Raw genomic sequence first — 21,264 nt, 5'->3', positions numbered from 1 at the left:
GAAGCCACGGGGGTGGCCTTCTTCAGAGCGGCGGGATCGAACTGGGGATGGAGCAGGGTGTCCAGGTTGCGGGGGTCGATCATGGCGACGGCCTCCTGCTCGGAGATCATGCCCTCGTCCACCAGGTCGCAGGCGATCTTCAGAGCGGCGGCGGCGGTGCGCTTGCCGTTGCGGGTCTGCAGCATGTAGAGCTTGCCGTTCTCCACGGTGAACTCCATGTCCTGCATGTCGCGGTAGTGGTTCTCCAGAGTCTGGCAGACGGTCTGGAACTGGGCGAAGGCCTCGGGGAACTTCTCAGCCATCTGGTCGATGGGCATGGGAGTCCGGACGCCGGCCACCACGTCCTCGCCCTGGGCGTTGGTCAGGAACTCGCCCATCAGCTTCTTCTCGCCGGTGGCGGGGTTGCGGGTGAAAGCAACGCCGGTGCCGCAGTCGTCGCCCATGTTGCCGAAGGCCATGGACTGGACGTTGACGGCGGTGCCCCAGGAACCGGGAATGTCGTTCATGCGGCGGTACACGATGGCGCGGGGGTTGTTCCAGGAACGGAACACGGCCTTGATGGCGCCCATCAGCTGCTCCTTGGGGTCGGTGGGGAAGTCCTGGCCGATCTTGGACTTGTACTCGGCCTTGAACTGGCCGGCCAGCTCCTTCAGATCGTCGGCGGTCAGCTCCACGTCCTGGGTGACGCCGCGCTTGGCCTTCATCTCGTCGATGAGCTGCTCAAAGTACTTCTTGCCCACTTCCATGACCACGTCAGAGTACATCTGGATAAAGCGGCGGTAGCAGTCCCAAGCCCAGCGGGGGTTGTTGGACTTCTTGGCGATGACGTCCACCACGTCCTCGTTAAGACCCAGGTTCAGGATGGTGTCCATCATGCCGGGCATGGAGGCGCGGGCGCCGGAACGGACGGAGACCAGCAGGGGGTTCTCCAGATCGCCGAACTTCTTGCCGGTGATCTCTTCCATCTTGACGATATACTCCATGATCTGGGCCTGGATCTCGTCGTTGATCTTCTCGCCGTCTTCATAATATTGAGTACAGGCCTCGGTGGTGATGGTGAAGCCCTGGGGCACGGGCATGCCCAGGTTGGTCATCTCAGCCAGGTTGGCGCCCTTGCCGCCCAGCAGCTCACGCATCTTACCGTTGCCTTCGGAAAAGAGGTACACGAATTTCGTTGCCATTTACTTCATTCCTTTCTTTTTATTGCGACGGCGGATGGTCACCGTCTATTTGCGAAGCATAAACGGGCCGTCGCCGATTCACAAAGCTTTTCCGCGTCCCGCGGAACATCAGGTGCCGCGCGAAACATTATACCGTAAGGGGAAAAGAAAAGGATAAAAAACGTGCCGACTGCTTTGTCCGTCCCCTTCTGGGGAGCCGGAAAAAGGCTGAAACCGAAGCATAATATCCGCGGCACGGATATTATATCATCTGCAAGAAATATTGCAACGTTTTTTTGGCGATTTCTAACACAAATTTCAACAAATTTTCAGTAATTCGACGAAAATCTTTACATTTATTCACGAACTGGGGAAAGTCGAAGAAAAAACCGAAAACGCTTGAGGCGAGAACCGGGAGAAACCAGGGGAAAAACGCCTTTGATGGGGCGCGGAGCGCGGCGTCAGCTGCAGACTGGGATCAAAACTCCACGCCCGGACGGGCCGGCTGGCCGTCGTCAAAGGGGTGGCGTATTTTTTGACAGCAGGTGATATAATCCGCGCGCCGTGCCAGCTCGGGATGAGGGTCGCGTCCGGTGAGCACGATCTCGCAGGACAGGGTATTCAGAGCGGACAGAACGGCCTGCACCGGGAGCAGACCGGTGCTCACAGCGCCGCAGACCTCGTCCAGGATCAACAGCGCGCAGCTTGTCTCCCCGGCGGTCTGGACCGCCTGCTCCAGCAGGTCCAGGCTGCGGGTCTGCTCCCGCTCACGCTCCTCCGGGGACATCGCAAAGGTGAAGCTGACCCGGTCGGGCACCGGGAGCAGAGTGACCTGGGGGACCCGGGCCAGAGCATACCGCTCCCCGCTGTCTCCGCCCTTCAAAAATTGGGCGATGACAACGGCTCCGTTCCTGCCCGCCGTCCGCAGGGCCAGCCCCATGGCCGCCGTGGTTTTGCCCTTCCCGTCGCCGCAGTAGAGATGGATCATGGAAATCCCGCCTTTCTAGGAGATGTCCTCATTGTACCAGTTTTTACCGGGAAAATATACCGAAATGAAATAAAAAGCCCGGCCTTTCACCGAAAGGTCGGGCTTTTCGGACAATGCAGGGCGATCAGCCGTGCCTGCGCCGGAGCGTGGCGACCGTCAGCAGGAACAGAGCCAGGGTAAGTCCCTGCTCCAAAGGGCGGGCGATCCAAATCAGGCGGAGGAACCAGCCGGTGATGGCCAGCAGGCAGACCGCCCAGAGCAGCAGGACTCCCATCTTTAAACCGTCCATCTCAGAACTCCTTGTCTGCCACGATGCGGCAGGAGACGAGGTAGGAGATGCCCATTCCCAGCAGGGCGGCCAGGGGGACCAAGGCGAACAGTCCCAGAACCGCCGGGGCGGACATCCGGTCCAGGGCGGACAGGTCGGCCTGGAAGCCCAGCTTGTAGGCCAGGAACAGGGCGATGACGGGGAAAAACACCACCGCGTACAGGTAAGGCCGGGCCCGCTCCGGCCCCAGCTTGTAGCACAGGGGGAGCATGATATCCACGATGAACAGCCCCACGCCCAGGGAGGCCAGGACGGAGGCCAGATTTTCTTCCAACTGGCTCCGGCCCATCAGAGAGGTGAACACGCACACCAACAGGCCGAAGGAACTGGCTGCCAGAGCGGTAAAAAGGCTGAACAGGTAGCGCCCTCCCACCACCGCCCGGCGGCCCAGGGGGAAGGTCATCACATAGCGGTTCCACTTGGCCTGTTCGTCATAGGAGAAGGCGCTGATGGGTACCATGAGCAGGATGACCTGGATCATGGCGGTGACGATGGAGATGTCAAAGGCTCCCATGACCGCCAGAATGAGATAGAACCCCAGAAACAGAGCGTAAGCTCTCAGCGTTTTTCGCATGACCAGCATATCTTTCCAGACCAGACCGATCATACCGCTTCCCCCTTTCCGATCAAAAGCATGATGTCCTCCAGTGAGGCCGGGTCCACCGTCAGCTCTGGGTAGTTCCGGCGGAAGGCTTCCCGGTCGGCCACCAGCCCCTCGCAGCCAAAGGAGCCCTTCCGCACCCGCAGCAGGTCGCCCGGGTCCACTTCCGCCAGCTGGGCGGCGGTGCAGCCCAAGCGTCCGTAGCGATCCAGAATGGCGTCCTTGGCGTCGGACAGCACCACCTGACCCCGGTGAATGTAGGTAATGTAGTCGGCCACCTTCTCCAGATCGGAGGTGATGTGGCTGGAGATGAGGATGGAGTGGTCCTCGTCCTGGATGAACCCCAAAAATTCGTCCAGGATCTCATCCCGGACCACCGGGTCCAGACCGGCGGTGGCCTCGTCCAGGATCAGCAGCCGGGGCTGGTGGGCCAGGGCGGCGGCCAGAGACAGCTTCATCTTCATGCCCCGGGAAAATTCCTTGATGAACTTCCGCTCCGGCAGCTTGAATTTGTCCAGATAGTCCCGGAAGAGAGCATGATCCCAGCTGCGGTAGGCGGGGGCCAGGATGGAGCCGATGTCCCGGGGGCGCAGGGAGTCGTGGAAAAAGCACTCGTCCAGCACTACGCCCACGTCCTCCTTGGCCTGCCGCTCCTCCAGAATGTTGTCATGGCCCATGAGGGTAATGGTCCCGGCATCCCGTCGGATCAGATTGAGGATACACTTGATGGTGGTGGTCTTGCCCGCCCCGTTCTCCCCGATGAGTCCCATGATAGCCCCGCCGGGGAGGGTCAGGGATACGTTGCGGAGGGCAAAGTCGCCGTAAGACTTGCACAGCCCTGATATTTCAATACTATTTGTCATAGTTCGTCACCTTTATACAATAAGTCTAGCATTTCCTGAAGCTCCTCCAGGGTAAAAGCGCCCTTTCGGGCCTCCTCCACCGCTTGGGTCAGCTTCTCTTCCACCTTTCGGAGCTGGGCTTCCCGCAGCAGCTCCCGGTTCTGGGGGGCAACGAAGCAGCCCTTGCCCGGGACGTTTTCCAAAAAACCGTCCCGCTCCAGCTCCTCATAGGCCCGCTTGGTAGTGATGACGGAGATCCGCAGCTCCTTGGCCAGTAGCCGCATGGAGGGCAGGGCGTCCCCCGCCTCCAGAGCGCCGGTCATGATCTGCTCCTTGACCTGGTCAGCGATCTGTTCGTAGATGGGTTTTCCGCTGGAGTTACTGAGAATAATATCCATTTGGCGCACCTTTCAATACGATTCAGCCATTCAAAGCCATGACAGGAATGACGTTTGGTATCAGCGGCGGGGGATTGGACTTTCGGCCTGCGCGCGGGTCCGGTGTCGCTGACCTCCGCTGTTATTTCGAATATACTGTATATATACTACATGTACAGTATAGCACATGCTGGACCGTTGTCAATAGAGTGGAGCTATTATTTTTGAAAAAGAGGCAAAAAAGCGGAAGACAAAAGAACACTGCCCCATGGGGCAGTGTTCTTTTGTTCTGTTCGGGATAAACGCCGTGCTCCGGCGTTGGAGCGGCCGGAGCACTTCGGGTGTTTTTGGCGGCTGAGGGGAATCAGGAAACAGGGGGAACGGGCCGGGGCCAGATGCCCTTCCGGTCCAGGTAAAAGACGGTGAGCTGGAAGGCGACGATGATGACCCAGCCCAGCCCCGTGGCCAGAGCCACGGCGTCCAGCCCCATGGAGCTTACCAGCAGATAGGTGCCCACGACCCGGACGGCGATCTGTAAGGTGGTGCCGATAAAGGTGATGTTCATGCGGCCCACGCCCCGGTACCAGCCCACAAAGGAGTGTCCGGTGAAGGAGAGAAAATAGAACCAGCTGATGGCCCGCAGATAGGAGACGGACAGGCGCATCGCCTCCCCGCCGCGTTCCAGGAACAGCCCGGAGAGGGGGGCGGCGCACAGGTGCATGAAAAAGGAGAAGGCGACGCCAAGGGAGATGACCAGAGCGGCGCCCCGGGCAAAGCCCCCGAAGACCCGGTCCTCCTTGCCTGCCCCTCGGTTCTGGGCCACGAAGATGGCGATGGACTCGCATCCGCTCATGCCAAAGGCCTGAATGAAGTTTTCCACCCGGGTGGCGGCGGTGAAGGCGGAGATGGGGGCGGTGCTGACCAGGCTGATGCCGTTGACGGCGCTCTGGATCATCAGCTTGCCCAGGTAGAGGCTGGACTGCTGGAGGGCGGCCACGGCGGCATAGCTGCTGGTGAGACGGATCAGCGCCCGGTCCATCCGCATGTCCTCCCGGTGGATGGTCAGGAAGGAGCGCCGGCGGCGGATATAGAGAAAGCACAGCAGGGAGGAGAGCAGCTGGGCGGAGGCGGTGGCCAGGGCGGTGCCGGTAATGCCCAGCCCCAGCACCGCCACCAGCAGCCAGGCGGCGGCCAGATTGTAGCCCAGGGAGATGAGGAGAAAGTACAGGGCGGCCTTTGTGTCGCCCACCGCCCGGAGGGTGGCGGCCAGGTAGTTGTAGGTGAAGGTGAACAGCATCCCCACCAGAATGATCCGCAGATAGGTGGACACGTCCGCCATCAGTTCGGTGGGCGTCTGGATGACCCGCAGCAGCTGGGGCAGAAACAGCTGGCCCAGGATCACCGCCCCCAGAGTGCAGCCGCCGATGAGAACGGCGGAGACGTACAGCTGCTGCCGCAGCCGGGGATAGTTCTTCTCCCCGAAGAACTGGGCGATGAGGACCGAGGCGCCCATGCAGGCTCCGGTGATGACGTAGATGAACAGATTCATCACGCTCTCGGCCACCCCCAGGGCGGCGAAGGCGTTGTCCCCGATGTAGTAGGTGACCACCAGGGAGTTGATGATATTGTACAGCTGCTGGAGCACATTGGCACACAGCAGGGGCAGGCAGAGACGGATCAGCTGTGGGGTAATGCTGCCGGAGGTCAAATGGAGCTCGCGGGACATGGCACGGCTTCCCTCCCATTCAAAATAGTGGTTCCAAGCTCTCTACACTATAAGACAAAATTCCTGTTTTGTAAAACCTATGTTTTGCCGGATTCCGGTGCGGCCAAGGCTATCTTCTGCGCCGGGGGGAGGCTTCATTCCCCGGGAGGAAATCTTTTGCCGGGCGGGAAGCGGCAAAATCCGACGGAGGGCCTGTCCTATAATGGGAGAACGGAGGCGAAAAGCCCTGGATGTGACGGGAGAAAGGAGAGATTTTATGCCTGTCGCCTTTACAGAGGAGGACCGCTGCCTGACCGCCGCGGTGTCCGGCGAGCTGGACCACCACGGAGCCAAGGAGGTCATGCAGGCGCTGGACCGGAGGATCGACGAGGCCCTGCCCCGGCAGCTGACCCTGGACCTGGGAGGGCTGACCTTTACGGACAGCTCAGGGATCGCGGTGCTGCTGCGGGCATGGCGCCGGATGGGACAGGCCGGCGGCGGGATGCGGGTGGTCAACACGCCGGCCCAGGCGGACAAAGTGTTTCAGGCCGCCGGGCTGGGCCGGATCATCCGCTTTGAATAAGGAAACGGGCGGGGGCGGGGCGGAGCCGTCCCCCGGCCCCACACAGAGGAGGACCTACATAATGAAAATGGAAAACCATGTCTCCCTGGAGTTCCCCAGCCGCTCGGCCAACGAGGGCTTTGCCCGGACGGCGGCAGCCTGCTTCGCCGCCCAGCTGGACCCCACCCTGGAGGAGATCAACGACGTAAAGACCGCCGTCAGCGAGGCGGTGACCAACGCCATCGTCCACGCCTACCCCGACACCCTGGGCAAGATCGTCCTGAAGCTCCGGCTCCGGGACGACCATTCCCTGGAGATCGTGGTCCGGGACTGGGGGGTGGGCATCGCCGACGTGGAGCAGGCCCGGACCCCCCTGTTCACCACGGGGAACGAAGAGCGGTCGGGGATGGGCTTTACCATCATGGAGAGCTTTATGGACAGTCTGAAAGTGCGCTCCGCCCCCGGGAAGGGGACCACTGTGACCATGCGGCGGAAGATCGCCCGCCGCATGGGGCGGTGAGCGGCACGACCTCCCCGGTAGCCCTGCTGGAGGCGGCCCGAAGCGGGGACAGCCGGGCCTGTGAGCAGGTGCTCCAGGAGAATAACGGCCTGATCTGGAGTGTGGTGCGTCGGTACTATGGCCGGGGGGTAGAGCCAGACGACCTGTACCAGCTGGGATGCCTGGGTTTTCTCAAGGCGGTCCGTGGCTTTGATCCCGAGTACGGCACCCAGTTTTCCACCTACGCGGTGCCCAAGATCGCCGGCGAGATCCGCCGCTTCCTCCGGGACGACGGGCCGGTGAAGGTGAGCCGGGGCGTCAAGGAGCGGGGCTTTTCCATCCGGGGAGCCCGGGAGCGGCTGTCCGGGACGCTGGGCCGGGAGCCAAGCCTGTCCGAACTGGCGGAGGAGACCGGCCTGACCGTGGAGGAGATCGCCGCGGCGGAGACGGCGGCGGAGCCCGTGGTCTCCCTCCAGGCGGATACGGGAGAAGGCGGACTGACGCTGGAGGGCATCCTCACCGCAGGAAACGAGGAAAACGGTCTGGTGGAGCGCCTCGCCCTCCGGGCGGCCATCGCGGCGCTGCCGGAGCGGGAACAGCAGGTGCTGGTGCTGCGCTATTACCGGGGGATGACCCAGGTACAGACGGCCCGGGTGGTGGGAGTGTCCCAGGTCCAGGTGTCCCGCCTGGAGCGGAAGGCGCTGGACCAGCTGCGCCGGGAGCTGTCACCGTGAGATAATCGTGAAGAAAAACCAACAGACCCACCGGTGGAATATGGCCGGTGGGTCTGTTTTTGATCAAAAGGGCGCCCTCCTTTGGCGGAAGGAGGGCGCCGGGGTGGGACGGTCAAGCGCGCGCCGGGAGAGAACGACGGTGCGTGGAACGCCCCAAGAGAGGGACACCAGAGGAGTGAGGAACCCCCGGTGCTCAGGCAAAATAGCGTTTCAACTGCTCTGGCTGGTCCACATGGTAGAACATCAGGCCCCGCATCAGATTTTGACTGTCAGGACCCCGGAGGCCGAGGACGGCGAGCGTCCGGCTCTTTCCGGCCGGTTTGCCTATCACTTCACCGAAACACAGGTTGCCGCAGCCGTTTTCTTTGTGCTCAACGGCTACCTGCATACCCTTTCCGATGGGGAGGTAAATGGGTTCTCCCTTAATGATGGCGATGACGCGGTAGTTGGTGATGGCGTAAAGGGTCGCCTGTTCCAGACATTTCTTATCCAGAAAGGGGCGGACCGAGAGAATGATGGGAACGAAGAGAATCACCACGGTCGAAATCAAAATATCAGACAGGGAGCGGGAGCCTTGGATCAGATCTGGCCCCAACAGGAGGACCGTGACCACCAGAACGATGGCGGAGATGATCCAGGTAATGACGATCCCCTTCCTGCTGTCTGCCCCCATCAGCCGAAAGGGCTGGGGGCGGCCGGTCCAGCGGACCGCTTCCCCTTCCCACAGAATCTCCTTCAAGCGGGCTTCCATGCTGCGGGACCTCCTTGCTGTGTTCTGAGCTGATTATATCAGAGGAAGAATAAAATGGGTGTTAACGAGGGGAAAAAGCCCGTTAAAAAACCGATAAGAAAAATGGAAAATACGTCGAATCCCTTCCGTCGCAAGGGATTCGACGTATTCAAACGGAGCGCCAAAGGGAGGGCCTCAGTCCTCCAACATGCGGTATCCGATGCCGAGTTCGGTGTGGATGTACCTGGGTTCGGAGGGGTTCTCCTTGAGTTTGCGGCGGATGTTGGCCATGTTGACACGGAGAATCTGGTTGCTGTTGTTGCTGCCGTATGGGCCCCAGACGTGCTCCAGAATGAAGTCGTAGGTCAGCACCTTCCCGGCGTGGATGGCCAGCAGCTCCAGAATTTTGAATTCATTTTGTGTGAAGTGGATCAGTTCTCCTGCCTGCGTGACCTGGTGCTTGGCGATGTCGATGGTCAGGTCTTTCACTTGGTAGACGCTGCGCTGGATGCCCTGACTCACCTTGAGCCGGTCAGCCCGGCGCAGGGTGGTGCGGATGCGGGCCAGCAGCTCGGACACGCCGAAGGGCTTGACCACATAGTCGTCCGCCCCCATGTCCAGGGCCTTCACTTTTTCTGACTCCCGGTCCCGGGCGGAGATAATGATGACAGGCGTCTCCCGGGGCAAATCGCTGAGCTGGCTGAGCACCTCCAGCCCGTCCATATCGGGCAGGCCCAGATCCAGCAGGATCAGATCGGGGCTGTGGGAGAAAAAGAGGGACAGGCCCTCTTTGCCGCTGGTGGCGGCAATAGGCTTATAGTCGTTGGAGCTGAGGGCGCGGCAGATAAAGTTGCTGATGGCGTGCTCATCCTCGATGACCAGGATCGCTCGTTTTTCACTCATCGGTTTTTTCCTCCATGGGAAGGCCAAAGCGGAACACCGCGCCGCCTTCCGGGCTGTTGCCGGCGGCAAAGAAGCCATTGTGTGCCTTGACGATGCTTTGACAGACGGACAGGCCGATCCCCATGCCCCGGGTAGCGTCGCCGGACAGGTCCCGTTTCAAGGGTTTGCCGGCCTGGATGGCCTGACAGAGCTCGGGGGAGAGACCCTTGCCCCGGTCCCGTACCTCGACCACTGCCCAGTCGTCCTGGCGGAACAGGTGAAGAGTGATGTGCTCCCGGTCGCCGGAATGGCGGATGGCGTTTTCCAACAGGTTGACCATCACCTGCTTGATGAGCATGGGCTCCATGGGCAGGTACAGAATATCTTCAGACAGCTCCAGCTCCACATGGGCGTCGGGGAATCGGCGGCGGGTGGTGAGGATGGCGTCTCCCGCCACCTCCTCCAGCATCTCTTCCCGCTTTTTCAGGGGCATGGTCCCGTCCTGGATCTGGGTGACGGACAGCAGGTTTTCCACCATGACGATCAGGGTGTCGGCGTCACTTTTGATGTCGTTGAGCATGGCGACGTTCTTTTCTGAAACCTCCGGACTGCTGAGCAGCACCGAGGCAGCTCCTGAGATGGCGGTCAGCGGGGTGCGAAGATCATGGGATACCGCCCGGAGAATGTTGCCGCGGATGGTCTCCCGTGCGGATTCCAGCTGGATGGCAGCCTTTTCCTCGTTGAGCTTCTCGTTCATCTCGTACAGCGCCTTGGTGTTTTTTTCCCGGCGGATGGCCTCGGCGGCCTGCTGCTTCACCCGGGTGGTCAGGGCGCATACCACGCAGGAGATGGTGACCATGGACAGCATGGCCACAGGATAGCCGGTCCGGTTCAGCGTGAAGGCGGCGTAGGGCTCCATAAAGTAGATGTTGATGCAGAAGGTGCCCACGATGGAGGCCAGAATACCATACAGATACCCGGTGGTGAGAAAGGAGATGATGGTGACGGCCAGGACGAAAACCAGGGCCGAGTTATTCTCGCCGCCGGTGTGGGAGATCAGAACGCTGCTGGCGCAATAAGCGCCGCACAGCAGTACGACAGTGACCATGATGTTCCGGGGCAGCTCCGGGATCAGATAAAACCGGTCCCGGCAATGGCGGTAAATGGACCGGATATGGGACGAAAAGGACATTTGGACCAGCTTCCTTGTCTGTCAGAATGGGTTGCGTGGAGACGCGATTATCATGATTATTATATCAGTAATCGGGAAGGGCGTAAAGTAAAGGAGAGATTAAGAAAGTTTTACATGAAAAAATCAGGGGGATTCCTTGTATGAGGGGGAGAAAAATGGTATAATAATCCGATTTGATTTTACATACGGCTGATCCCAGCCCAGCCAGAAAAGAGAGGTTGCAGAGAATGACTTATAAAGAGGAATTTATCACGTTTATGGTCCGCTCCGGCGTGCTGACCTTCGGGGACTTTGTCACCAAGAGTGGGCGGAAAACCCCCTATTTTGTAAACACCGGAAACTATAAGACCGGCGCTCAGGCCGCCAAGCTGGGGGACTACTATGCCGCCTGCATTCAGGAGAACATGCCTCAGGGCATCACCTGCCTGTTTGGTCCGGCCTACAAGGGTATTCCCCTGGCCGTCTCCGCCGCCGCTTCCCTGTACCGCAGCTATGATCGGGACCTGCCTTATTGCTTTAACCGCAAGGAGGTCAAGAACCACGGCGAAGGAGGCTCCATGGTGGGATATAAGCCCCAGGACGGGGACGACGTGGCCATTATTGAGGACGTGGTCACCGCCGGCACCGCCGTCCGGGAGTCCATTGAGTTGTTCAAGCATGTGGCCAAGGTGAACATGAAGGCCCTGTTTGTCTCCGTGGACCGGATGGAGCGGGGGACCCGGGATTGCTCCACTCTGGACGAGCTGCGCCAGGACTACGGCATCCAGGTGTTCCCCATCGTCACCGTCCGGGAGGTCATCGATTTTCTGCATAACAACCCCGTGGACGGTAAAGTGTATATCGACGACGAGATGAAGGCCAAAATGGAGGCCTACCTGGCTGAGTACGGTGCGCGGTAAATTTTAGTTTATGGATGTATTATGGGGCGTCGGGGACGCCGCCCCGTACGCACGGTTTACAATATGGCTTCGTAGGGGGCGGCCTCTGGACGCCCCGCCCGTAGGGCGGCCCCTTGGGGCCGCCGCCAAAATGGCAGCCGTCGGACGGCGGGGGACGATTCCCCCCGTCGGGGGGAAATGGCCGAAGGACAAAAGGGGGAGGGATAAGCCCCCGCCCTACCAAGCCCTCACCCTACATGAAACGATAAACTAAAATTTAGCAGAACGATCAATATAGAAAGGAGCGCTCCCCATGTCCATCCACGCCGGTCACCGCAGCCGGGTCAAAACCGAATTCCTGGCCCGGGGACTGGAGGGCTGGCCGGACCACCGGGTGTTGGAGCTGCTTCTATTCTACGCCATTCCCCAGGGGGACGTGAACGCCCTGGCTCACGAACTCATTGAACGCTTTGGCTCCCTGGCTGGGGTGTTGGATGCCTCGGCGGACGAACTGAAAAAGGTCCCGGGGGTGGGAGAGCACACGGCCGTTCTGCTGCGGCTGATCCCGGCTCTGGGCGCCCGGTACCAGGAGCAGCGAAGCGCGCCGGGCCAGCTGATCAACACACCGGAGGAGGCCGCCGGTATCCTGGCGCCCTACTTTTTCGGTGCGCGGAATGAGATGGTGTACATCCTGTGCCTGGACGGCAAACGGAAGCTGCTGGGGGTCCGCAAAGTGTCCGAAGGCAGTATCCACGCCTCGGATATCAATATCCGCCGTGTGGCGGAGGAGGCGATGAGTCTGAGGGCGGCAGGGATTTACCTGGCCCACAACCATGTGAGCAACCTGGCCTTCCCCTCGCCGGCGGACTGGCAGACCACCGATGTGATCCGCGCCGCCCTGGCCGGCGTGGGTCTGGAGCTCATCGACCACCTGATCTTTGTGGACGGGGACGCCGTCTCCCTCAATCAGTCGGAACAGGGCGGCAAACGTCCGGTCTATCAACTGCTATGATTTTGATTCGCTCCTCTTTCGAAAAATTTCGAAGAGGAGCGAAAACTACTTGCGTTAGAAAATTTGTTCTAGTATAATGGACGCAACAGTGTATACTGAGACGAAGAGGTGAGGAATATGCCGAAATTTGAAGTCGTGTCGGAATATACCCCCAGCGGCGATCAGCCAGAGGCCATTGCCGCCCTGTCCCGGGGCATTGAGATGGGCCTGGACGAGCAGACTCTTCTGGGGGTCACCGGCTCGGGCAAAACCTTCACCATGGCCAAGATCATTGAACAGGTCCAGCGCCCCACGCTGGTGCTTGCCCACAATAAGACTCTGGCCGCCCAGCTGTGCGCTGAATTCAAGGAATTTTTTCCCAACAACGCGGTGGAATATTTTGTCTCCTATTATGACTACTACCAGCCCGAGGCCTATATCCCCCACACCGACACCTTTATTGAGAAGGACTCCTCCATCAACGAGGAGATCGACCGGCTGCGGCTGTCCGCTACCGCCTCTCTGCTGGAGCGGCGGGACGTGATCGTGGTGTCCTCCGTGTCCTGTATCTACGGCCTGGGCGAGCCGGAGGACTTCGCCGCCATGATGGTCTCCCTCCGGGTGGGGGCCACGCTGGAGCGGGACGAGCTGTTGAAAAAGCTGGTGGCCATCCGTTACGAGCGCAACGACATCGCCTTCGAGCGCAACATGTTCCGGGTCCGGGGGGACACAGTGGAGGTGTGGCCTGCCTACTGGAAGGACACCGCCATCCGGGTGGAGTTTTTCGGGGACGAGATCGACCGTATCTCCGAAATCAACGTGGTCACCGGGGCCCCCATCCGCCGGCTGACCAATATCCCCATCTGGCCCGCCACCCACTACGTCACCCCCAAGGACAAGATGGACGCCGCCATCCAGGAAATTTATAAGGAGATGGAGGAGCGGGTGGCCTTCTTCGAGGGGGAGGGCAAGCTCATCGAGGCCCAGCGCATCAAGCAGCGGACCATGTACGATGTGGAGATGATGCAGGAGCTGGGCTACTGCTCCGGCATCGAGAACTACTCCCGGGTCATTGAGGGCCGGCCCGCGGGCTCGCCCCCCCACACGTTATTGGATTATTTTCCCAAGGACTTTGTCCTGTTCATTGACGAGAGCCACGTCACCCTGCCCCAGGTCCGGGCCATGTACAATGGGGACCGGGCCCGGAAGACCACCCTGGTGGATTACGGATTCCGCCTGCCCTGCGCCTATGACAACCGCCCCCTGAAATTCCAGGAGTTTGAAAAGCGGGTCAATCAGGTGGTCTATGTCTCCGCTACACCCGGGGAGTACGAGCGCACCCGGTCGGGCCAGATCGTGGAGCAGGTCATCCGGCCCACCGGCCTGCTGGACCCCCGCATCGAGGTCCGTCCCGTGGAGGGCCAGATCGACGACCTCATTGGCGAGATCCACGCCCGCACCGCACGCAGCGAGCGGGTGCTGGTCACTACGTTGACCAAGCGGATGGCAGAGGATCTGACGGCTTACCTCCAGAATGCGGGCATCAAGGTGCGCTATATGCACCACGACATCGACGCCATGGAGCGGATGGAGATCATCCGGGACCTGCGGCTGGGAACCTTTGATGTGCTGGTGGGCATCAACCTGCTGCGGGAGGGCCTGGATTTGCCCGAGGTGTCCCTTGTGGCCATTCTGGATGCGGACAAGGAGGGCTTCCTCCGATCGGAGACCTCCCTCATCCAGACCATCGGCCGGGCGGCCCGAAACGCCGAGGGCATGGTCATCATGTACGCCGACGCCGTCACCCCCTCCATGCAGCGGGCCATGGACGAGACGGAGCGCCGCAGGGAGAAGCAGGACGCCTTCAACAAGGCCCATGGGATCGTCCCCAAGACCATTATCAAGAGTGTCCGGGACCTGCTGGACATCACGGCCCAGGACGAGGAGGATACCCCCGAGCGCCGGGGACAGGTCCAGGGCCTCACCAAGCAGCAGAAGGCTGAGCGGATCGCCAAGCTGGAAAAAGAGATGCGCGAAGCGGCCAAGATGCTGGAGTTTGAGCTGGCCGCCGCACTGCGGGACCAGATCATCGAGCTGCGGGGGAAGTGAGCGTACCTCATTCGGGCCCCTGCGCGGATAAGGCGGTGGGGTGAGCGCCGTAAATTCGAAGCGCCGCAGGAGCGGAGAAGTTCCGGAAAGCGGATCGGCTGGACCCGGAGATTTTCAAATCATCGCCAACCCCGCCGGACAGCGGGAGGATTGCTATTACTTCGATATGGAGGAACTATGACGAAACAGATGAGAAAGCTGAAGTGCCTCAGCGCTTTGGACCTGAAGCTGCTGGCCATGACCCTGATGCTGTGTGACCACCTGTGGGCTACCATCGTGCCGGGGGCCATGTGGCTGACCAACTTGGGGCGGATGGCCTTCCCCATTTTCGCCTTCCAGATCGCGGAGGGCTGGACGCACACCAGCGACCGGAAAAAATACAGAAGACGGATGCTCCTGTGGGCGCTGGCTACTGAGATCCCGTTCAATCTGATGTATGGGGGCGGCATTATCTACCCCTTCCACCAGAACGTGCTGTTCACCTTCTGGCTGGCTCTGCTGTGCCTGGCTTTTGTCGAATGGGCGGGAAAACGGGGAAGAGCGGCCTATTGGCTGGCTGCGGCCCTGGCCTGCGTCCTGGGCTACTATTTGGGTCTGCTGACCATGGTGGACTACTTCGGTTACGGCGTGGTGACGGTTCTGTTGTTCTATCTGGTCCGGGACCTGCCCCTTCGCCCCCTGTGGCAGTTGACGGGGCTGGCCTTCATCAACCTGGGCCTGATGAAAGGGATGACCTTCCCGGTGACCTTGCTGGGCCATACGGTGGACTTCCCCCAGCAGGCACTGGCCCTGCTGGCCCTGATTCCCGTCTGGCTGTATAATGGCGAGCAGGGTCCCCACAATAAGACCATCCGCCGGGCCTGCTACGCCTTTTATCCCGTCCACATGCTGATCCTGGCGGTCTTGTGGCTGTACGTATTGAATTGAAAAGAGGAACGACCATGGCAAAGCAGAAGGAAGAAAAAACCAATGTCATGCGGGTGCTGGAGCAGAAAAGGATCCCCTACACCGCCCATACCTATGACCACGAGGAAGGCGTGGCGGTGGACGGCGTCACCGTGGCCCGAAGTCTGGGCCAGGACCCGGAGACGGTGTTCAAGACCCTGGTGGCCCGGGGGGCCTCAGGCGGGCTCTATGTGTTCGATATCCCGGTGGGGGACAGCCTGGACCTGAAAAAGGCCGCTCGGGCGGTGGGGGAGAAGTCCATCGCCATGCTCCACCAGAAGGAACTGCTGCCCTTGACGGGGTACGTCCACGGCGGCTGCTCCCCGGTTGGCATGAAAAAACAGTACCCCACCGTCTTCCACGAGACGGCGGAGATTCTCGATACAATCATGGTTTCCGCAGGGAAGATCGGCTACCAGGTGGAGCTGGCCCCCGCCGACCTCATTGATTTGGTGGGAGGGACCACCGCCGACCTGACCGTAGGGTGAAAGGAGGAGCGTCGGTGCCTTGGAGCGAGCGCTGGAAGGAAATGTCTCTGTTCCGTAAGACCCTGTTGGTGCTGATGGCTGCTATGGTCCTTGGGTTTGGGATCGCCACGCCCATTGTGACCTCCGTGCGGGGGATCGCCTATGAGGACGGTTTCCTGGGTATGGAGGAAACAGGGGAAAACGTCTGGTATTCCGGCCGACTGGACGGGGAAAACGCGGAATTTATCGTCTATCCCAGCGGTACGGTAGAATACCGTTGGGGGGAGTACACTTACGGCCCTTACCAGGTGGTGGAGGACCCCTCCGCGTCGCCGGAGGGGCAGTGGTCGGGACTGCCCGGCATTGAGATCCGCCGGGGAGATGAAGTGCTGTTCCGGGGCGGTTATGTCGAAGGGTCCTGGTTCATGTTAGTCCAGGAGGACGGCGAGCCGCTGGACCTGGTGACGATCCGGGCTTATACCAGTACAGGGGAAGTGATTGGGGAGAATGGCAGGAGCATCAGTGAGGAAGAACTCCACGAGCCGAGTCTTTCCTCCCTGGCAAAGCTGGTGCTGGCCCCGGAAGTGACCAACCGGGGCAGCGTTGGCCTGTATTTCCTGGTGACGCTGCTGGCGGCCTTCAATATGGTACAGATCTGCTTTCCGGACATGATGTTTCGCCTGAGCCTGTGGGGACATGTCCGGAATGTGGAGGCGGCGGAGCCGTCGGACTTTTACGTCGCCATGGAGCATCTGGAGTGGATGGTCCTGGCAGTCGTATGTTTTGCGCTTTACTGGAAAAGTCTATTTTCCATCGGTTAGGAGGGAAATGCGATGTCCAGCAGCCTTGATTTCGTGAATTACGTCTGCGAGCAGCTGGAGGGAGTCGGCGCGATCCGATCCCGGAAGATGTTCGGAGAATATATGGTGTACGTCAACGACAAGCCGGTGGTCATGGTGTGCGACGATACAGTGTTCGTGAAAATGCTGCCCTGTCTGGCTGACCTGCTGGCGGACCGGCCCACCGCCCCGCCCTATGAGGGGGCCAAAGACCACTACGTTCTGGACCCGGACGACCGGGAAACCCTGCGCCGGGCGGCGGAGCTGGCAGAGGAAGTCACGCCCCTGCCCAAGAAAAAGCCCCCCAGAAAAGCAAAGGCTTAACGTATAGCCGCGTAAAGTTCTTTGCCGAGCTTTCTTTCAAGAAAGCGGAAAAGGAGAACCAACTATGCACAGTCATATTATCGTCAAGGGTGCCCGGGTGAACAACCTGAAAAACATCGACGTGTCCATCCCACGGGACAAGCTGGTGGTCCTCACCGGCCTGTCCGGGTCGGGCAAGTCCTCCCTGGCCTTCGACACCATCTATGCCGAGGGCCAGCGGCGGTATGTGGAGTCTTTGAGCTCCTACGCCCGGATGTTCCTGGGCCAGATGGAAAAGCCCGACGTGGACTATATCGACGGGCTGTCCCCTACTATTTCCATCGACCAGAAGACCACCAGCAAGAACCCCCGGTCCACCGTGGGCACCGTGACGGAGATCTATGACTACCTCCGTCTGCTCTGGGCCAGGGTGGGCACCCCCCACTGTCCCATCTGCGGCAAGGAGATCAAACAGCAGACCATCGACCAGATCATCGACCAGGTCATGGCCCTGCCCGAGGCCACCCGTATCCAGGTCATGGCCCCTGTGATCCGGGGGAAAAAAGGCGAGCACGCCAAGATCTTCGAGGACGCGCGAAAGTCGGGCTATGTCCGGGTCCGGGCGGACGGCTCCCTGTACGACCTGTCCGAGGAGATCAAGCTGGACAAGAATAAAAAGCACAATATTGAGATCGTGGTGGACCGCTTGGTCATCCGGGAGGACATTGCCCGCCGCCTCACCGACAGCGTGGAGATCGCCTCCAACCTGGCGGGCGGTCTGGTGGTTATCAACATCGTGGGGGAGGACCGGGACATCCTGTTCTCTCAGAACTACGCCTGCGAGGACTGCGGGGTGTCCATCGAGGAACTGACGCCCCGGATGTTCTCCTTCAACAACCCCTTTGGGGCCTGCCCCACCTGTATGGGTCTGGGCTCCCAGATGAAGATCGACCCCGACCTCATCATTCCCAACAAGAACCTGTCCATCATCGAGGGGGCTATCACCGCCTCGGGCTGGAGCAACATCAAATCCGACGGCATCTCCCGGATGTACTTCGAGGCTCTGGCGAAAAAGTATAAGTTCAAACTGAATACCCCCGTGAAGGACCTGCCTCCGGAGGTGCTGGACGTGATCCTGTACGGCACCAAGGGGGAGAAGCTGACCCTCCACTACGACCAGCCCCGGGGCCAGGGCACCTTATACCAGCCCTTTGAGGGCATCGTCAACAACCTGGAGCGCCGCTACCGGGAGACCCAGTCCGACGGGGTAAAGCGGGAACTGGAGGAGTGCATGTCCCAGTGCCCCTGCCCCACCTGCAGGGGCCGCCGGCTGAAGAAGGAGTCCCTGGCTGTCACCGTTGGGGGGCTGGATATCGACGCCTACTGCCATAAGAGCGTCAACGACGCCTATGACTTTATGGACCGTCTGGAACTGAACGAGACCCAGACCATGATCGCCGCCCAGATCCTGAAGGAGATCAAGAACCGCCTGGGCTTCCTGCGCTCCGTGGGCCTTCAGTATCTGACTCTATCCCGGGAGGCGGGGACGCTCTCCGGCGGCGAGAGCCAGCGCATCCGCCTGGCTACCCAAATCGGCTCCTCCCTCATGGGAGTGCTGTATATCCTGGACGAGCCCTCCATCGGCCTGCACCAGCGGGACAACGACAAGCTGCTGGCCACCCTGAAGGAACTGCGGGACCTGGGCAACACCCTGCTGGTGGTGGAGCACGACGAGGATACCATGCGCGAGGCCGACTATATCATCGACGTGGGCCCCGGGGCGGGCGTAAACGGCGGGCGCATCGTGGCTGCCGGTACCCCCGAGGAGGTCATGAACACCCCGGGCTCCATTACCGGGGACTACTTGGCCGGGCGCAAAAAGATCCCGGTGCCCAAAGAGCGCCGGAAGGGGAACGGCCACTATCTGAAGGTGTTCGGCGCGGCGGAGCACAACCTGCGCCATGTGGACGTGGAATTTCCTCTGGGTACCTTTACCTGCGTCACCGGCGTGTCGGGTTCCGGCAAGTCCTCCCTGGTCAACGAGATCTTGTACAACAAGCTGGGGGCCGACCTGAACCGGACCAAGACCCGGGCGGGCAAGCACGACCGCATCGAGGGCGAGGAGTTTTTGGACAAGGTCATCAATATCGACCAGTCCCCCATCGGACGCACTCCCCGCAGCAATCCCGCCACTTATACCAATTTGTTTAACGACATCCGGGACCTGTTCGCCTCCACTCCCGACGCCAAGAGCCGGGGCTACGGCCCTGGACGGTTTTCCTTCAACACCCGGGGCGGTCGGTGCGAGGCCTGCACCGGCGACGGCCTCATCAAGATCGAGATGCACTTTCTGCCCGACATCTATGTCCCCTGTGAGGTGTGCAAGGGGCGGCGGTACAACCGGGAGACCCTGGAGGTCAAGTACAAGGGCAAGAACATCTACGAAGTGCTGGAGATGACGGTGGACGAGGCACTGCCCTTCTTCGAAAACCTGCCCCGGATCTACAACCGCCTGAAAACTCTGGAGGAGGTGGGCCTGGGCTATGTGAAGCTGGGCCAGCCCTCCACCGAGCTGTCCGGCGGCGAGGCCCAGCGGGTCAAGCTGGCCACGGAGCTGTCCAAGCGGTCCACCGGCAAGACGATCTATATTCTGGATGAACCCACCACCGGCCTCCACAGCGCCGACGTCCACAAGCTCATCGAGGTCCTCCAGCGGTTGGTGGAGGCGGGGAACACCGTGGTGGTCATCGAGCACAACCTGGACGTCATCAAGACCGCCGACTATATCATCGACCTGGGCCCCGAGGGAGGGGACGGCGGCGGAAATATTGTCTGTACCGGAACGCCCGAAGAAGTGGCCGCCTGCGAGGGCAGCTACACCGGCCAGTATCTGAAACGGATGCTGGAGTGAATTAAAAGTTGACATAACACAAGGCGAAGTCCGGCCGGACCGCTGAGTGGAGCGTGTGAATGCGCCGGTTTTGGCGGGACACTGCGGCCTGAAACCCGCCTGTTAAGGAGGAAAACGGATGGAAGAAGAATTGTGCCTGCTGCCCCTGGTGGGTATGGAGTGGAAGGGCCGGAGCATCCGCTTTGGCGACAGCCGGGAGGCGGTGGAGAGCATCCTGAGCGCCCCTGAGACAGTGCGCGGTTCCCGGTGCTACTATTTCCAAAACGAGCTGGCCCTGGATTTTGACAGCGAGGGCAGGCTGGAATTTGTCGAGTGTCTGGGCGGCGTAGACGGCGGCGTCCAGCCCTGGATCTATGGCGTTCCGGCCTTCCGGATCGACGCCGAAGAGTTGATTGATCTGCTGAAACAGCACAACGGCGATGACGTGGACGACAGTGAGGCGGGCTATTCCTATGCCTTCCGGACCAGCGCCGTGGGCATCTACCGGGAGATCACGCCTGCTGATGTGGAGGAGATGATTCGCGAGATGGTCCGGATGGACCTCACCGCTATGGGTGAGATGAATCTGGAAGAAGAGAAGCGCCGCGCCCACCACTGGTTGACCATTGGCATCGGGCGTGAAAACTATTACAGATAACTGATTGAGGATTCATTATGGAATTGTTTCAATGGCTGACGGGCACCACCTTCGGCAAATGCGTCTTTACCATGCTGGTGTCCATGATCCCCATTATTGAGCTGCGGGGGGGACTGCCCTTCGGAGTAGCCTTGGGTCTGCCCTACTACCTGGCCTTTCCGGCGGCGGTCATCGGCAATATCATCCCGACCCCTTTTATTATCGTCTATATCCGCAAGATCTTCATGCTGATGCGGAAATATATGCCCCGGCTCAACGGTCTGGTGGACAAGCTGGAGCGAAAGGCGCACCTGAAAGGGAAAAAGGTGCTGAAGTACCAGTCCATCGGCCTGTGGCTTTTTGTAGCCATTCCCCTGCCGGGGACCGGGGCCTGGACGGGCTCTCTGGCTGCGGCCTTTTTGGATATACGGCTGAAGAAGGCTATGCCCGCTGTGGTGCTGGGAGTCCTGACCGCGGGGTGTATTATGCTGACTCTGACCCATGTGGGTGTCAACCTCTTTTCCGGTGCAGTATAAATTTTAGTTTTAGTTTATGGATGTATTATGGGGCGTCGGGGACGCCGCCCCCTACGCACGGTTTACAAT

The 21,264-nt window shown here is 60.4% G+C and carries 23 protein-coding genes; 13 read left to right on the top strand and 10 right to left on the bottom strand.

The window, feature by feature from the left end:
• The 7 genes from I6E39_RS09790 to I6E39_RS09760 form a co-directional block, all read right to left on the bottom strand.
• Positions 1-1,181 (bottom strand): PEP/pyruvate-binding domain-containing protein (locus I6E39_RS09790; RefSeq protein WP_276530270.1); only part of this gene is annotated, 1,181 nt, incomplete at its 3' end.
• A 457-nt stretch (positions 1,182-1,638) separates the two neighbouring features.
• Complete coding sequence (locus tag I6E39_RS09785) at positions 1,639-2,148, bottom strand: cob(I)yrinic acid a,c-diamide adenosyltransferase (protein ID WP_235381409.1); 510 nt, start codon at positions 2,146-2,148, stop codon at positions 1,639-1,641.
• 124 nt (positions 2,149-2,272) lie between these two features.
• Positions 2,273-2,437: a hypothetical protein gene (locus I6E39_RS09780; RefSeq protein WP_235381408.1), complete on the bottom strand. Its 165-nt coding sequence runs from the start codon at positions 2,435-2,437 to the stop codon at positions 2,273-2,275.
• Position 2,438: 1 nt separating this feature from the next.
• Positions 2,439-3,083 carry an ABC-2 transporter permease gene (locus tag I6E39_RS09775; RefSeq protein ID WP_235381407.1) on the bottom strand — a complete coding sequence of 215 codons (645 nt, stop codon included), beginning with the start codon at positions 3,081-3,083 and terminating at the stop codon, positions 2,439-2,441.
• Positions 3,080-3,940: an ABC transporter ATP-binding protein gene (locus tag I6E39_RS09770; protein ID WP_235381406.1), complete on the bottom strand. Its 861-nt coding sequence runs from the start codon at positions 3,938-3,940 to the stop codon at positions 3,080-3,082. The genes I6E39_RS09775 and I6E39_RS09770 overlap by 4 nt, the downstream gene beginning before the upstream one ends.
• Entirely contained in the window at positions 3,937-4,317 is a 381-nt protein-coding gene (locus I6E39_RS09765) for a GntR family transcriptional regulator (RefSeq protein WP_235381405.1), read from the bottom strand. The genes I6E39_RS09770 and I6E39_RS09765 overlap by 4 nt, the downstream gene beginning before the upstream one ends.
• A 343-nt stretch (positions 4,318-4,660) precedes the next feature.
• Positions 4,661-6,022 carry an MATE family efflux transporter gene (locus tag I6E39_RS09760; protein WP_235381404.1) on the bottom strand — a complete coding sequence of 454 codons (1,362 nt, stop codon included), beginning with the start codon at positions 6,020-6,022 and terminating at the stop codon, positions 4,661-4,663.
• A gap of 256 nt (positions 6,023-6,278) precedes the next feature.
• On the opposite strand from I6E39_RS09760, the gene I6E39_RS09755 reads away from it, so the two are divergent.
• From I6E39_RS09755 to I6E39_RS09745, 3 genes are all read left to right on the top strand, one after another.
• On the top strand, positions 6,279-6,584 hold the full coding sequence (locus tag I6E39_RS09755) for an anti-sigma factor antagonist (RefSeq protein ID WP_235381403.1): 306 nt from the start codon (positions 6,279-6,281) through the stop codon (positions 6,582-6,584).
• Positions 6,585-6,645: 61 nt separating this feature from the next.
• On the top strand, positions 6,646-7,083 hold the full coding sequence (spoIIAB, locus tag I6E39_RS09750) for an anti-sigma F factor (RefSeq protein WP_276530269.1): 438 nt from the start codon (positions 6,646-6,648) through the stop codon (positions 7,081-7,083).
• Positions 7,080-7,796, top strand: a complete 717-nt coding sequence (locus I6E39_RS09745) for a sigma-70 family RNA polymerase sigma factor (RefSeq protein WP_235381402.1) — start codon at positions 7,080-7,082, stop codon at positions 7,794-7,796. The genes spoIIAB and I6E39_RS09745 overlap by 4 nt, the downstream gene beginning before the upstream one ends.
• A gap of 193 nt (positions 7,797-7,989) precedes the next feature.
• Here I6E39_RS09745 and I6E39_RS09740 read toward each other — a convergent pair whose 3' ends face one another.
• The 3 genes from I6E39_RS09740 to I6E39_RS09730 form a co-directional block, all read right to left on the bottom strand.
• Complete coding sequence (locus tag I6E39_RS09740) at positions 7,990-8,547, bottom strand: hypothetical protein (RefSeq protein WP_235381401.1); 558 nt, start codon at positions 8,545-8,547, stop codon at positions 7,990-7,992.
• A gap of 174 nt (positions 8,548-8,721) precedes the next feature.
• Positions 8,722-9,429 carry a response regulator transcription factor gene (locus I6E39_RS09735; protein ID WP_235381400.1) on the bottom strand — a complete coding sequence of 236 codons (708 nt, stop codon included), beginning with the start codon at positions 9,427-9,429 and terminating at the stop codon, positions 8,722-8,724.
• Positions 9,422-10,600: a sensor histidine kinase gene (locus I6E39_RS09730; protein WP_235381399.1), complete on the bottom strand. Its 1,179-nt coding sequence runs from the start codon at positions 10,598-10,600 to the stop codon at positions 9,422-9,424. Before I6E39_RS09730 ends, I6E39_RS09735 begins: the two co-directional genes overlap by 8 nt.
• A gap of 227 nt (positions 10,601-10,827) precedes the next feature.
• Between I6E39_RS09730 and pyrE the strand changes: the two genes are divergently transcribed.
• The 10 genes from pyrE to I6E39_RS09680 all read left to right on the top strand — a co-directional run bounded on the left by pyrE (position 10,828) and on the right by I6E39_RS09680 (position 21,195).
• On the top strand, positions 10,828-11,499 hold the full coding sequence (gene pyrE / locus I6E39_RS09725) for an orotate phosphoribosyltransferase (RefSeq protein WP_235381398.1): 672 nt from the start codon (positions 10,828-10,830) through the stop codon (positions 11,497-11,499).
• 292 nt (positions 11,500-11,791) lie between these two features.
• Entirely contained in the window at positions 11,792-12,490 is a 699-nt protein-coding gene (locus I6E39_RS09720; RefSeq protein WP_235381397.1) for a JAB domain-containing protein, read from the top strand.
• A 117-nt stretch (positions 12,491-12,607) separates the two neighbouring features.
• The gene (uvrB, locus tag I6E39_RS09715; RefSeq protein WP_235381396.1) at positions 12,608-14,578 is read left to right on the top strand and encodes an excinuclease ABC subunit UvrB; all 1,971 of its coding nucleotides are present in this window, start codon (positions 12,608-12,610) and stop codon (positions 14,576-14,578) included.
• 177 nt (positions 14,579-14,755) lie between these two features.
• Positions 14,756-15,505 carry a TraX family protein gene (locus I6E39_RS09710; protein WP_235381395.1) on the top strand — a complete coding sequence of 250 codons (750 nt, stop codon included), beginning with the start codon at positions 14,756-14,758 and terminating at the stop codon, positions 15,503-15,505.
• Positions 15,506-15,519: 14 nt separating this feature from the next.
• Complete coding sequence (ybaK, locus tag I6E39_RS09705) at positions 15,520-16,011, top strand: Cys-tRNA(Pro) deacylase (protein ID WP_235381394.1); 492 nt, start codon at positions 15,520-15,522, stop codon at positions 16,009-16,011.
• Between the two features lie 14 nt (positions 16,012-16,025).
• Entirely contained in the window at positions 16,026-16,811 is a 786-nt protein-coding gene (locus I6E39_RS09700; protein ID WP_235381393.1) for a hypothetical protein, read from the top strand.
• Positions 16,812-16,823: 12 nt separating this feature from the next.
• Positions 16,824-17,153, top strand: coding sequence for a TfoX/Sxy family protein (locus tag I6E39_RS09695; RefSeq protein ID WP_235381392.1), 330 nt, complete (start codon positions 16,824-16,826; stop codon positions 17,151-17,153).
• A 64-nt stretch (positions 17,154-17,217) separates the two neighbouring features.
• Entirely contained in the window at positions 17,218-20,043 is a 2,826-nt protein-coding gene (gene uvrA / locus I6E39_RS09690) for an excinuclease ABC subunit UvrA (protein ID WP_235381391.1), read from the top strand.
• A 118-nt stretch (positions 20,044-20,161) separates the two neighbouring features.
• Positions 20,162-20,680: a hypothetical protein gene (locus I6E39_RS09685; RefSeq protein WP_235381390.1), complete on the top strand. Its 519-nt coding sequence runs from the start codon at positions 20,162-20,164 to the stop codon at positions 20,678-20,680.
• Positions 20,681-20,697: 17 nt separating this feature from the next.
• Positions 20,698-21,195, top strand: a complete 498-nt coding sequence (locus I6E39_RS09680; protein WP_235381389.1) for a COG2426 family protein — start codon at positions 20,698-20,700, stop codon at positions 21,193-21,195.
• The last annotated feature ends 69 nt before the right edge of the window (positions 21,196-21,264 follow it).

It is taken from the genome of Pseudoflavonifractor phocaeensis, from assembly GCF_021531375.1.
Classification (GTDB): domain Bacteria; phylum Bacillota; class Clostridia; order Oscillospirales; family Oscillospiraceae; genus Lawsonibacter; species Lawsonibacter phocaeensis_B.
The sequence above is the reverse complement of the archived record's forward strand: the minus strand, read 5'-3'. Positions and strand labels throughout refer to the sequence as shown.

Bases quoted from the DNA above. Each gene is read 5' to 3' on its own strand.
- I6E39_RS09765 (WP_235381405.1), bottom strand. From the start codon at position 4,317: ATGGATATTATTCTCAGTAACTCCAGCGGAAAACCCATCTACGAACAG.
- I6E39_RS09760 (WP_235381404.1), bottom strand. From the start codon at position 6,022: ATGTCCCGCGAGCTCCATTTGACCTCCGGCAGCATTACCCCACAGCTG.
- I6E39_RS09710 (WP_235381395.1), top strand. From the start codon at position 14,756: ATGACGAAACAGATGAGAAAGCTGAAGTGCCTCAGCGCTTTGGACCTG.
- uvrA (WP_235381391.1), top strand. From the start codon at position 17,218: ATGCACAGTCATATTATCGTCAAGGGTGCCCGGGTGAACAACCTGAAA.
- I6E39_RS09770 (WP_235381406.1), bottom strand. From the start codon at position 3,940: ATGACAAATAGTATTGAAATATCAGGGCTGTGCAAGTCTTACGGCGAC.
- uvrB (WP_235381396.1), top strand. From the start codon at position 12,608: ATGCCGAAATTTGAAGTCGTGTCGGAATATACCCCCAGCGGCGATCAG.
- I6E39_RS09685 (WP_235381390.1), top strand. From the start codon at position 20,162: ATGGAAGAAGAATTGTGCCTGCTGCCCCTGGTGGGTATGGAGTGGAAG.
- I6E39_RS09785 (WP_235381409.1), bottom strand. From the start codon at position 2,148: ATGATCCATCTCTACTGCGGCGACGGGAAGGGCAAAACCACGGCGGCC.
- I6E39_RS09735 (WP_235381400.1), bottom strand. From the start codon at position 9,429: ATGAGTGAAAAACGAGCGATCCTGGTCATCGAGGATGAGCACGCCATC.
- I6E39_RS09755 (WP_235381403.1), top strand. From the start codon at position 6,279: ATGCCTGTCGCCTTTACAGAGGAGGACCGCTGCCTGACCGCCGCGGTG.
- I6E39_RS09730 (WP_235381399.1), bottom strand. From the start codon at position 10,600: ATGTCCTTTTCGTCCCATATCCGGTCCATTTACCGCCATTGCCGGGAC.
- I6E39_RS09775 (WP_235381407.1), bottom strand. From the start codon at position 3,083: ATGATCGGTCTGGTCTGGAAAGATATGCTGGTCATGCGAAAAACGCTG.
- ybaK (WP_235381394.1), top strand. From the start codon at position 15,520: ATGGCAAAGCAGAAGGAAGAAAAAACCAATGTCATGCGGGTGCTGGAG.
- I6E39_RS09680 (WP_235381389.1), top strand. From the start codon at position 20,698: ATGGAATTGTTTCAATGGCTGACGGGCACCACCTTCGGCAAATGCGTC.
- I6E39_RS09720 (WP_235381397.1), top strand. From the start codon at position 11,792: ATGTCCATCCACGCCGGTCACCGCAGCCGGGTCAAAACCGAATTCCTG.
- I6E39_RS09780 (WP_235381408.1), bottom strand. From the start codon at position 2,437: ATGGACGGTTTAAAGATGGGAGTCCTGCTGCTCTGGGCGGTCTGCCTG.
- spoIIAB (WP_276530269.1), top strand. From the start codon at position 6,646: ATGAAAATGGAAAACCATGTCTCCCTGGAGTTCCCCAGCCGCTCGGCC.
- pyrE (WP_235381398.1), top strand. From the start codon at position 10,828: ATGACTTATAAAGAGGAATTTATCACGTTTATGGTCCGCTCCGGCGTG.
- I6E39_RS09740 (WP_235381401.1), bottom strand. From the start codon at position 8,547: ATGGAAGCCCGCTTGAAGGAGATTCTGTGGGAAGGGGAAGCGGTCCGC.
- I6E39_RS09695 (WP_235381392.1), top strand. From the start codon at position 16,824: ATGTCCAGCAGCCTTGATTTCGTGAATTACGTCTGCGAGCAGCTGGAG.